Origin of the sequence: Acinetobacter portensis (genome assembly GCF_009372215.1) — a bacterium.
Taxonomy (GTDB): Bacteria; Pseudomonadota; Gammaproteobacteria; order Pseudomonadales; family Moraxellaceae; genus Acinetobacter; species Acinetobacter portensis.
The window spans coordinates 83,172-95,718 of sequence record NZ_LWRV01000082.1 but is presented as its reverse complement, the minus strand read 5'-3'; the positions used below and the strand labels follow the sequence as shown (position 1 = coordinate 95,718).

The 12,547-nt window shown below is 36.9% G+C and carries 9 protein-coding genes and 1 pseudogene; 8 read left to right on the top strand and 2 right to left on the bottom strand.

The annotated features are described in order from the left end of the window. Nucleotides 1–177 precede the first annotated feature (177 nt). From A6M14_RS10250 to A6M14_RS10220, 7 genes and pseudogenes are all read left to right on the top strand, one after another. Nucleotides 178–1,065, top strand: a complete 888-nt coding sequence (locus A6M14_RS10250; protein WP_152874843.1) for an MlaA family lipoprotein — start codon at nucleotides 178–180, stop codon at nucleotides 1,063–1,065. Between the two features lie 103 nt (nucleotides 1,066–1,168). Next, nucleotides 1,169–2,137 carry an RsbU family protein phosphatase GigA gene (gene gigA / locus A6M14_RS10245; protein WP_152874842.1) on the top strand — a complete coding sequence of 323 codons (969 nt, stop codon included), beginning with the start codon at nucleotides 1,169–1,171 and terminating at the stop codon, nucleotides 2,135–2,137. A 112-nt stretch (nucleotides 2,138–2,249) separates the two neighbouring features. Further along, the gene (gene gigB / locus A6M14_RS10240; RefSeq protein ID WP_152874841.1) at nucleotides 2,250–2,768 is read left to right on the top strand and encodes an anti-anti-sigma factor GigB; all 519 of its coding nucleotides are present in this window, start codon (nucleotides 2,250–2,252) and stop codon (nucleotides 2,766–2,768) included. A gap of 23 nt (nucleotides 2,769–2,791) precedes the next feature. After that, on the top strand, nucleotides 2,792–3,616 hold the full coding sequence (locus tag A6M14_RS10235) for a carbon-nitrogen hydrolase family protein (protein WP_152874840.1): 825 nt from the start codon (nucleotides 2,792–2,794) through the stop codon (nucleotides 3,614–3,616). A 94-nt stretch (nucleotides 3,617–3,710) separates the two neighbouring features. Beyond that, nucleotides 3,711–4,102 (top strand): annotated as a pseudogene (locus A6M14_RS10230) (DUF4951 domain-containing protein). A gap of 232 nt (nucleotides 4,103–4,334) precedes the next feature. Beyond that, nucleotides 4,335–5,156 (top strand): hypothetical protein, encoded by an 822-nt coding sequence (locus tag A6M14_RS10225; RefSeq protein ID WP_152874839.1) that lies wholly within the window; start codon nucleotides 4,335–4,337, stop codon nucleotides 5,154–5,156. 9 nt (nucleotides 5,157–5,165) lie between these two features. Then, nucleotides 5,166–6,086, top strand: a complete 921-nt coding sequence (locus A6M14_RS10220) for a mechanosensitive ion channel family protein (protein WP_152874838.1) — start codon at nucleotides 5,166–5,168, stop codon at nucleotides 6,084–6,086. Nucleotides 6,087–6,156: 70 nt separating this feature from the next. On the opposite strand, the gene A6M14_RS10215 is transcribed toward A6M14_RS10220, so the two are convergent. Beyond that, nucleotides 6,157–8,877, bottom strand: a complete 2,721-nt coding sequence (locus A6M14_RS10215) for a DUF2339 domain-containing protein (RefSeq protein ID WP_152874837.1) — start codon at nucleotides 8,875–8,877, stop codon at nucleotides 6,157–6,159. Nucleotides 8,878–9,040: 163 nt separating this feature from the next. Between A6M14_RS10215 and polA the strand changes: the two genes are divergently transcribed. Further along, entirely contained in the window at nucleotides 9,041–11,806 is a 2,766-nt protein-coding gene (polA, locus tag A6M14_RS10210) for a DNA polymerase I (protein ID WP_152874836.1), read from the top strand. Nucleotides 11,807–11,953: 147 nt separating this feature from the next. On the opposite strand, the gene A6M14_RS10205 is transcribed toward polA, so the two are convergent. After that, nucleotides 11,954–12,523 (bottom strand): YggT family protein, encoded by a 570-nt coding sequence (locus A6M14_RS10205; protein ID WP_152874835.1) that lies wholly within the window; start codon nucleotides 12,521–12,523, stop codon nucleotides 11,954–11,956. Between the last annotated feature and the right edge of the window lie 24 nt (nucleotides 12,524–12,547).

The window sequence follows — 12,547 nt, the reverse complement described above, 5'->3', positions numbered from 1 at the left end:
CCCCCTTTTTTAATTTATTTCAATTTTTTTATCCGTCTGTTTATTTATTCTACAAAATGGAGGTTTTTTTCTCATATTTGTTTAATTTAGGAGCATTACGAATACTAAAAATACTGCTATTATTGTTTTACTACTTTCTTCATTTGCTTTTTTATATAGAAAGCACTGGAATTACTTATGCAAGATAAAAAAATTATTGGGTTAGCACTTTGCTCATTTGGGATTTTTTCTGGGCTTACTCATGCATCTGATAGCACGGCTAATACAACCAATAGTAATCAAGAAATGAGTATCGATGAGACATCATCTACATCAGCTTCCATTAAAGAGTTAAGAAACATTAAAGCAAAAAACTTTAAAGTTAATGCCAATGCTGCTCAGCCAGATGAAGTTAAAGATCCATTACAACCTTTAAACCGAAAAATATTTGCATTTAATGATGCCTTGGATAGAACAGTTGTGCGCCCTATCGCTGTTCAGTATCAAGCAAAAATTCCAACTGATGTTCGTGAGTCTCATCAACAGTTTCGTTCAAATTTGGGTGAACCTTGGAATGCAGTAAACCAAACCATTCAAGGTCGCCCTTTACGTGCGCTTAAAACTTTAGGTCGTTTTACCTTTAATACACTTACCACTTTAGGTCTTGCAGATCCTGCTCGTAGACTTGGTTTAGATGCCGAGAAAGAAAACTTCGGAACAACGCTAGGCTACTATGGAGTTTCATCTGGACCTTACCTTGTTTTACCTATTTTTGGTCCAAGTACAATTCGTGATGGTTTTGGCTTAGCGGTTGACACTTTTGGTCGCCCTCAAGCATATATGAATAAAAATAGTCTTTATTGGTCTGACCAAGCTTTACGTGGTATAGATGCTCGATCTCAATTGCTTGACCTTGAAAGCGTTTTACAAGGTGATAAGTATTCCGCAATGCGAGATATTTATTTACAACGTAAAAACTTTGTTATTGCAGAGAAAAAAGGTCTCGATACAGATGGTCTTAGCTTTATTGATGATATCTCAGATGATGATCTAGACGACACAGATACGACTCCAGCTAGCAAGTAAACACACATTACAAGAGATGGAGATGATTAACTTTTTCTAGTAATTCTCCATCTTATTGTTATAGTACTTTTATATTTACCATTTAGGCCCATACACACTTTCTATGTATTTCATTCAGCCCACACGCAATATTCCTCAATTAGATTATGTACTTGAGACGCTTCCGAGTGTGCAAATGATTCGCATAGAAGATATTTCTTTGTATGATCCAACCATTATTGCAATTGCAGATGTTCAAGACTATTTAACGCATCAATGGTCTTTACCAACTATTGTTTTGGCTTTCGATTCTGAGGGAATTGCTTTAGCCCAAGCTTGGGAAATGGGCGCTTTAGCAGGATGGTTATGGAATAATTTACCTAGTAATCCACAAAAAGCCCTTTCTAAAATTGATGCACAATATAAACGCAATCAAGATAGTCGTGATTTACCATCAGCAGCAGAATTACAAAAACGCTTACTTCCAAATCCTATTGAACTAACGAACTATAAAGTTGAAACATTATTTAAGCCTTCAGCTTACTTATCTGGTGATTGGTTCGATTATTGGAAAATCAGCGATAAAGAAATTATGTTTTACCTCGCCGATGTTTCAGGCCACGGTGTAACGAGTAGTTTATTAACGTCTTGGATGGCTGCCTTTCATGGTCGTTCAAAATCTCCAAGAGAATTAATTAAAAAATTAAATGGCATGCTTGTTCAAGAAAATATTGAAAAGCATATCACGATGATTAGCGGTATTTTAAACTTAGAAACACATCAATTACGTTGGTCTAGTGCAGGACATTATCCTCCTGCAATTATTTTTGAACCCAACCAAGCACCCAAAGTTTTAAATACCAGTAGTTTCCCTTTGGGCTTAACGGAAGATTTAGAAGTTGAAGAGTTTGAATGCACTTTAAATAAACAAGCTCGCTTTATTATTTGCTCAGATGGCGCACTTGAACCCTTTGATGGTGGACTGAGTGAGCAGTTCGAACAATTGGTCTTCCATTTGAAAAACCAATCTTTTCAAGCACCTGAACATGTTGCTGATGATATTGCTATTCTCAGCTTAAAAAGAATGAATTAATTTAATTTTCAATTGCTTATAGAATAAACCCATCGTATACGACTGTTTAATACTTGAGTCTACAGATTGGCTATGGGATAATTTTCTATCCTTCTCTGCAAATGGCATTTATATGTCAACAGGTCATGTTGAATACGCAAGCTTGGATGGAACGCATATATTTAAGCTTATTGGCGAAGTGCGTGCCCAATCTTGCATCAGTCTAGACAAACTACTTAGTAAAATTGAACAGCAACAAAATGTCGTTGGCGCTATCGTAGATATGACGCAAACAACATTTATAGATAGTACAGTTTTAGGCATTTTGGCAAAACTGGGTTTAAAACTTAAACAAGTTCATAAAATTCAGGCCGTAATGCTATCTACAAATCCGGACATTACCACCTTAGCCAATAGTATGGGCTTGGGTCAGGTTTTTGTGATCTTAAATTATTGTGGCGATCCATCTGTTTGCACACTTGCTCTTATGGAAGAACATATTACGCATAGCGCAATGCTCACCACCGTTTTAGATGCTCACAAAACACTTATGAAGCTAAACCACAGTAACGAAAATATGTTCGAACCTTTGGTGAAACAACTTCAGAAAGAACAAGATAACCTTGAACAAACGTCTAATCAGAACGTTTAATCTACTTTTTGGTATCTCCTCCCATGACTTTACTTTCCGTTGCACAAATGAACTCCCAAAACAGCATTGAAGCAAATTTCATTGTTGTTGAATCATTAATTCAACAAAGTAAAGCAGATGGTGCCGAACTTATTGTATTTCCAGAAAACTTCATTTGTTTTGCTGCTGGAAAACAACGTGAAACTGCTGAACAATTTCTAAGTATTCAGAAACGTCTTGAAGACTTAGCACACAAATATCAAATTTGGATTATTGCGGGCACTCTCCCATGCCCGTTCCGTCCAAATGGTGATGTCATTTCAGATGGTCGAGTAAGGACTTCTAGCTTATGCATTAGTCCCGAAAGAACCGAAGCGCGTTACGACAAAATTCATTTATTTGATGTTCAAGTGAGTGATGCTGTTGGTGGATATCAAGAATCTAAAAACTTTGAACCGGGGACAGATGTTGTTGTTGCAAAAACACCATTTGGCAATATTGGTTTAATGGTTTGCTACGATTTAAGATTCCCAGAACTTGCACTAATACTTCGTAATCAAGGTGCTCATATTTTGACTGCGCCTGCCGCTTTCACCTACACCACAGGTGAAATGCATTGGCAACTTCTATTACAAGCGCGTGCAATAGACAGCCAATGTCTAGTTTTAGGTGCAGCACAACAAGGTTGGCACGGTGAAAAACGTCAAACATGGGGACACACCGCCGCATCCAACTCACGTGGAAAAATTTTAGCTAGCGTTGAAAATGAAGGCGCTCAACTCATTACTGTTCCTTTTGATTTAGCAGAACAGCAAATTATTCGTAACTCTATGCCTCTAATGCAGCATCGTGTATTGATCAAATACTAAACCTTAAAATCTATTCAACTTTTATATTCATATTTTAAATTTATTGATTCCTATATATAATAATGATTCTTATTTACAGCATCTCCCAAAAATCATGTTTAAAACCTCTTTAATCGGTGCATTACTTATTTGTATTTCTTCATCATCATTTGCAGAAATTCAAATTTCAGAAAAGGTTAGACCTCAAGCTAAATCATTGGTGAATCCTAATATTCAACGCCTAGATATCCCCCCACACCAAACAACATGAGTCTTCCCTCTTTTGGACAAGGTATTATTGGCTGGGGAACTGGTCCAGATGGTGCAGAAAAACGATTAAATAACATTACAAAACAAGATGTCGATCATTTAAAAACTCAAGATGTTTCTTTGGAGATGATTCAAACTTGGCAAAAATTTTATGAAAATGAAACACATCGTAACGCAGGTAATCCTACTGCACCATTTCGCGCTCAGCTCATGAAAAAAATTACCGAACTTTGGTAAAACCATTTATAGATATTAGAAAGTCAGTAGTCAAAACTACTGATTTTTCTTTTTTGTAGATTAAAAAGAACTTTTAAAATTGTGTTATATATTTATATTTACTGATTTGTAATTATTTAACCAACTTGTGTTTGTTTCCATAATAATAGTGAAATAATTAAATTTGCGTATACTTTAGAAAATAGCAGCGCAAAGCCTGCTTTAGCGCTTAAAAATTGAAAGGGATATTGAATTGTCAGAAAATAATACTTTCTTAAAATCTAATCTTCACGATATTCAATGGTGGGGAGAAAAAGAATTTGAGCTCAATATTCCTCAAGCATGGCAATTTGGTTCTTTACTCTTTCGCATTACGCGTAGCATGCAAGAATGGCGTTTAGAATACCATCGCCCACAAGTTCAGTATGATTATGAACAAGCTTGGCATAAAATTGATGATCCCAACTTTGGGTTTCCTCAGCCTGTAGAAATTGAACGCTACATGTTTAGAAGCACGCAAAGTAAATTACAGCTCAAGCCTCGTCTTGCAAACCGTTCTGTTGTGATTAAACCTGTAGATCCAATTTACATTCCTGCGGGTCAACGCGGAACTTTGTATATTAGTACGCCTTTATGGTTATCTGGTTTTATTGAAGGTCATAAAGAACCTATTTTCGATTTACCTATTATTTTGCCAAAAGACACTTGGTTTGGACCTAATCCACGTACAGGTGAAATTTGTTATGCCACTTCAGTAGATGGTCGTACCGAGTTAAAGAATCTTACACGTCGTGCTTTTCGTGCAGTCACGCCTATTGAGTTTCACAACACAAGCAATCAGCAACTTCGCTTTGACCGAATGAGTGTTCCTGTTCCTGCCTTACCCCTGTTTTATAGTGAAACTACAGGGCGTTTGTGGACATCACAAATTAAAGTGATACATGAAGGTTTAGATAAACCACCACGCATTCGTTTAGAAAACAGAACTCCACCACTTGCAGGTGAAGTCACTTATCTTCATCCTCCTCGTGAACCCGCAGGTATGTTGTTTAATATGTTTGAATCATTTTTCTAGGGGGATAACATGTCACAAAATCAAATTACAAAAGATGTTACCCAAACCCTCACAGGTATTTTTACCAATATTAATACAGATCGATTAACTGAGTTTTTAGTTGCGATTCTTTTATGTTGTATTGGTTTTTTGATTGCACGTTTTATTTCAAATACCTTTATTCGTACTGTTGGTTCTCGTTTCAATGCGCATCAACACCTGATTTGGCGACGTGGCATTTTCTACACAATCTTCCTATTTTTTATCATAGCAAGTTTAAAAGAAGCAGGTTTCAAACTCAGTGTTTTTCTAGGTGCAGCAGGTATTTTAACGGTTGCTCTTGGTTTTGCATCGCAAACATCTGCATCGAACTTAATTAGTGGTATTTTCCTGATTGGTGAGGGTTCATTTGAAATTGGCGATACCATTCAAATTACCCTTATTCGTGGACACACCATTGAAGGTGAAGTAATTTCGATTGATTTACTCTCTGTCAAATTACTTACTCAAGATAATATTTATGTCCGTTTGCCCAATGAGCAACTTATTCGAGCCCCTGTGCAAAACTTATCTAAGTTCCCCATACGGCGAATCCCGATTACGCTTGCCATTAACTTCCATGAAGACATTATTAAGGTTCGTGAAGTTTTATTGGATGTTGCCAATAAATATCCGTTGGTACTAACAGATCCAAAACCTGCGGTTACTGTAACAGCATTCCGTGAATCTTCTATTGAATTGCTATTTGCAGTTTGGTGCCAACAGCAAAACTTCTTAAAAGTTCGAGATGAAATGCAGGAACGTATTCGAAATGGTTTCCTTTCAAATCAAATTGAAATTCCTGTACCCAAAATGGGCTTTGTTGATCACCCACTTCGCCCATTAAGCAATGAAGATATTGATCAATATGCGAATGCCAAAGAGATCATCCGAGAACCCGACTTGAAGTAATCTATAAAAAATCCCTCATATAAGAGGGATTTTTTATGCTTTAACAATTCTAAATTGTCTATGGATTGGCTTACTGAGATTTTAAGATCTCTTTTTCACCTTCTGGCATAGGTGCTATATACGCAATAACTAACATAATAAAACCTGCACCTAAAAATGAAATCACCCGTGTTAATGTTCCAATGTGAGATAAATCGAAAAGTACCAGTTTTAAAGTCACAATCACTAAAATGCTTCCGCCCAAAATCCACATCGCACGTAATTGTTTACGACTCGCAATACTCATGGTGATAAATGCCAAACTTACCCAGAGCAAAGTTAAACTGAGTTGAATAATGGCATGATCCCAAATGGCTAATTCATTAATTGGTGTTCCCAAATAAACATGTAAGGCACGTAGCACCATATAACTACTCAGCCAAAGCAAACTCAGCACCATGAGAACAGCAACCATGCCTTTGTCTAAACCTGTTTTAATTTGCAAAGAAAGCATCCAAATAAAACTTGCAAGAATTGCCAAACTCACTAAATCAAATGGATTAAGAATTGGAAAAACATAGCCATAAAATGCTTGCTGTGAAAATAATTGCGAACAAATAATCCATGCTGCGGTTAACAACAAAGTGCTTCGAGCTTGCCAAAATATTTTCCAATCTGAATCTTCAACTTTCCAATAGCACCACGCACAAAATACCAATGGAAGAATGACCATACTAATAAATGGCATAGTCGGAAAAATGGTTAAGCTTGCTAAAGCTAAACTGCTTAATGTTCCTAGACTGACCCACTCTTTTTCAGCACGAACACCCATAAGTGGTCTTAACCATAAAATGGTAAATAAAATACCAACCACCGCAAAACACACACGCTCTATAGATGAATCCCAAACTAAATAACCTTGTTCCGAATAACCCACAACTAAAAGTGTTGCATAGATATAGATTGGAACAAGTCCCGCCCACTTCGGAATAAGCCAAGACCACGTTGCTTTGGCAGAAAGTAGCAACTCATTAATCATTAAATAAAGTGTACTGATGATGAGAAGCACCAATACATCGGTGAGCTTTCCATGTATTTCGTATTGCAACAAAACAATCAATAAAATGGTCGATGAAAAACTGAGAAAGCTTAAAAAAGTAATGGTTGCCGTACTGAGTTGTTGTTGAAATTTTTCGGTACAATTCGCAATGATCACCACCAATAAATAACAAACACTTAATACCCAATACATTGTACTTGGGAACGTACTATGCTCTGCCACAGAATGAAAACTCGATAAACCTGCGACAACTAACAACCCCATCGCCAAGTAACGACTCATTGCAGATTGTTGATATAAAGAAAAAGTGAAGATGAGTAATCCTTCTATCGCCCATCCCATCACACTCCATTGATCTGGCAATAAAATAGGTGGAATAAGCGCAAGAAAGATGAGCGCAAGACTTAAATAACTTTGTGAAATGAAATCAACCATCTGACTTCGTTTTAAAAGCAGATAAAGCAGAGCAAATAAAATTGCGAAAATAAAACTTAATCCTGCTTGCCATAAAGTTTCATCAATATGCATAACATATAAAAATGCATACCCCACAATAGGCGCACCAAAAATAAGGGCAATATCTAAAGCAGGCTTGAACTTAAATTCGGATAAATCTGCTTTTGCAATCAATTGACTAAAACGAAATCCAAGCCAAATAAATACCGCGCTATGTGCAAGAACAAGCGCAGTGAGTTGATTTTTTTCTGTAATGTATCCTTTATAAAGTGCATATCCACCACCAAAGAATACAGTCATTAAAAATGCAATTTGATTGAGGAACTTCCATGGACGTAAGGTGCTTAATATCGCTACGGCTACATTAATCACCAAATAATATGCAATAAATTCTACGGCTGTTGCATCTCGAACAGGTAGCGTAAATGGGGCTAAATATGCAATCACCATTGCCATAATCGCCAATTCAACAGATTGCTGTTTTAAACTTAGCCACAATGTTGGCAACATAACAGCAATAAAGCAGATTGAAGCGATGGCAATATTTGGAATCACACTATTGTAATAAGCAAAAAATAACGTCAAAAATAAGCCTGCTAAACCCAAGCCTTCTAAAGCCAAAGCAAAACTACGATTATTTTTATATAAGGCATAACCTAAAACTGAAACGCTTCCACTCACCAAAGCCACAATAGCAAGTTTCATCACTAAGCTTAATTGCCAATGTTCCGTAGCAAAGCGAAGTAAAAGTACAACGCCAATCACTAAAACAACAATTGCAACTTTTAATACAGGATTGCCCTGAAAAATCCATTGTTTAATTTGTTCAGACAAACTTTGTTCTGAATTTTCACTTAATTGTTCAGATGCCACTATTGGAACAATGGGTGGTAGCTGAAAATTGTCTTGATGTGTCACAAAAGGCTGTTGTTGTAATTTAAGTTCAACATGGATGAGTGAATTTTCTATTCGTTTTAGCCATCTTAAAAAGAAGAAAATCCAAGCCGTAATACCAATGGTTAGCCCTAAATGCCACTCCATAAACCCTGAAATAAGTGCAAAAAACGATGATAAATACAAAGGCACTTTAGATGTGGGTTGTAATGATACATGCGATTTTTGAGATAGGTCATCCATAGAATGACTAATTCCATCTGCATATTGCATGACGCTCATTACAAAAGCGATTCCACAGATATAAGTCAGAATGCGAATATCTAAAAACCATGCAGAGACTGCAACAATAATTAGCACCATCAACCAGATCATGCGAATTTCATTTTGCCTTTTTAACATCTTATAAATTGGCTCATTACATTTTTAACCATCATAACACCCACATTCATAGAGATATTTAACATTCATCAGATATTCGGTAATCTAGAGTTGTAATCATGTTTCTGCGACAACCTTAAAAATCACGTACAATAATGCTGTTATTTGGATAAGGATTTTATCAATGCCACCATTTGTCTTGGTCGATGGCTCATACTTTTTATTTCGTGCATTTCACGCTGTGCCCCCATTAACCACGTCAACAGGTTTGCAAACAAATGCAGTCCGTGGTGCAATTGCCGCAATTCAAAAATTAATGCGTCGAATTCAACCTACGCACATGGCTGTTATTTTCGATACGCCAGAACCTACTTTCAGACATGAACTTTCACCTATTTACAAAGGTGACCGTCCAAGTATGCCTGATGAACTATCACAACAAATTCCATATTTACATGCACTTATTCGTGCCTTAGGTATTCCTTTACATACACTTCCAGGTGCTGAAGCCGATGATGTTATTGGTACTTTAGCAAAACGTGCAGAAGCTTTAGGTCACCAAGTTCTTATTTCAACTGGCGATAAAGACATGGCGCAGTTGGTTACAGACAAAGTCACTTTGGAAGATAGCTTTAAAGAACGCCCGCTCGATATAAATGGCGTATTTGAAAAATTTGGCGTTTGGCCAAATCAAATGATCGACTACCTAACCCTTATGGGCGATGCCTCTGACGGTATTATGGGTGTTCCGGGTGTTGGTGCTAAAACTGCTGCAAAACTTTTAACCGAATATGGCTCTATTGGTGGCATTTTAGAAAATGTCGACAAAATTAAAGGCAAAGTCGGTCAAAATATTAAAGACAGTGTTGAAGGCATTACGCTCGATCATCAACTTGCAAGTATTGTCATCAACCTCGATTTAAACTTTGGCTATGATGACTTAAAACTACAAGATCCAAATGTCGAAGCGCTTCGTAATTTATATACAGAACTCGAATTCCGTAACCAATTACAATCTTTAGATCATCCGAATAATCCAAACAACTCAAGCTACAAACAAACAGCAAAAGCCGTTGTGAAAAATGCAACTGAAGATGCGCCTGTAGCCAATGAAGATCAAGCTTCTGTTACGAGTATCGATGATCAATTGGGTCAAGCAACGTATCACTCTGTTTTAACGCAGGCAGATTGGGATAACCTATTCCAACGTTTAAGCACAGAAAAACGCTTTGCTTTTGATACAGAAACTACAAGCTTAGATTATCGTATTGCACAAATTGTTGGTTTTTCTGTGGCTTTCGATGCGAAAGATGCTTATTACGTTCCGCTTGCACATGATTATGAAGGTGCTCCTGAACAGCTCAATCGTGAAACAGTTTTAGCTCAAATTAAACCAATCTTAGAAAATCCTGAAGTTCAAAAAATTGGTCATCATTTAAAATATGATGCTCACGTTTTAGAAAATCACGGGATTCAGCTACAAGGTTGGTATTTCGATACCATGCTTGCATCTTATGTGTTGAATTCTGTTGCAACACGTCACGGCATGGATGATGTTTCACGTTTGTATTTAAGTCACTTAACCACAACGTATGAACAAGTTGCGGGTAAAGGCGTTAAACAAAAAACATTTAATCAAATTGAGATTGAAACTGCTGCACATTATGCTGCTGAAGATGCGCATGTCACTTATCGTTTATACGAAGTTTTTGATGCAAAGCTACAGAAGCATCCTGAACTATTAAATCTTCTTCATAATATTGAAATGCCTGTTGCTCGTGTTCTAACCATGATGGAAGAAAACGGGATCGAACTTGATTTAAGTTTCTTAGATCAGTTAGGCGTTGAATTTGCTAATACCATTCAAGACTTAGAAAACCAAATTATTGAAATTGCAGGTGAAAGCTTCAATGTCAGCTCACCAAAACAAGTTGGTGAAGTTTTATTTGATAAGTTAGGTCTAAAAGGTGGCAAAAAAACATCGACTGGGCAATACAGTACAAGTGAAAGTGTTTTAGAAAAAATTGATCATCCTATTACAGATTTAATTTTGGAATATCGTGGTTTATCTAAACTCAAAAGTACATATACAGATGGTTTATTGAAGCAAGCAAATGATGAGTCGCATCGTGTACATACAAGCTATCACCAAGCTTTAACAGCTACGGGGCGTTTATCTTCAACAGATCCGAACTTACAAAACATTCCTGTACGTGAAAAAATTGGACGCCAAATTCGTAAAGCATTTATTGCTCCGAAAGGTCGAATTTTACTTGCAGCCGATTATTCGCAGATTGAATTACGCTTAATGGCACATTTTTCACAAGATGAAGCCTTGGTTGATGCATTTAAAAATGGACAAGATGTACATAGTCGTACAGCTGCCGAAGTTTTAGGAATTGCACTTGAAGATGTAACGAGTGATCAACGTCGTCAAGCCAAAGCGGTGAACTTCGGTTTACTTTATGGCATGTCAGAATTTGGTCTAATTCGTCAACTTGGTTTTACTCGCCAAGAATCTCAAGACTATATTAAGCAATATTTCCATCGTTACCCTGGCATTTACGAATATATGCAACGTACTCGTCAAGTTGCTTTGGAACAAGGTTTTGTAGAAACTATTTTAGGTCGTCGTTTATATACACCAGATATTGATGCTCGAAATATGATGGTTCGTAAAGCTGCTGAACGTGCTGCCATTAATGCGCCACTTCAAGGTTCTGCTGCCGATATCATTAAAATAGCAATGATTGAAGTGGAAAAAATGCTTCCGAAAGATCAAGCCAAAATGCTGTTACAAGTACACGATGAATTGGTATTTGAAGTTGATGAAGATATTGCAGATGAGCTTGCACCAAAACTTGCTGAAGTGATGCAATCTGTTCTACAAATTTCGGTACCTCTTATTGTAGAAGTAGGTAAAGGCAAAAACTGGGATGAAGCGCATTAATGTAAAGCTCCTTCCTCCTTGTAGGAGGAAGGTTGGGATGGAGGTTTTCAGCCTAAGACCTCTCCTTCTAGGAGAGGGTCAGGGAGAGGTGTTCAAATCGCCCAAAATAAAAAAGGACGCATCAGCGTCCTTTTTTATTCGGTCAAATTAGAGACCCGTAAGCAACACAATTGCCACTTCATTCATAATAATTTCAATTACGAACAACGTTAAGAAAGCAAAAATTGGCGATAAGTCAATCATCCCCATATTCGGCAAAATACGACGAAATGGTGCAAGTAAAGGTTCAGCCAATTCTTGAATGACTTCAATATAAGGTGAACGTGATTGTGTAAACATCACCACCCAACTTAAAATAATCGTTGCGAAAATTAAATAACGACAGAAACGAATTAAGTCTTGAATCATCGTTACAAAAGTCAAAATCATCAAATGAATTGGACTATTTGGCATTGCACCCGACAAATACATCACACCAAAAATTTTTAGTAAATACAGCACAATAACCAAAGCTAATGCCGCTAAATTTACTCGACCTTTTGCAACTGTTGGAAAAATGCGACTAAAAACATCGACAATTTTCGTTGCTTTCACCGTTGAAAGAACAACTGGGTTATAAGGACTTACCGCAGCTAATTGCATTAGAAAACGGAAGAATACGAGCAAAATCGCTACGTTAATGATGATGCCAAAAATTAGCGCAGAATTTGCACCCATATATAAACTTTCCTAATTAAATCA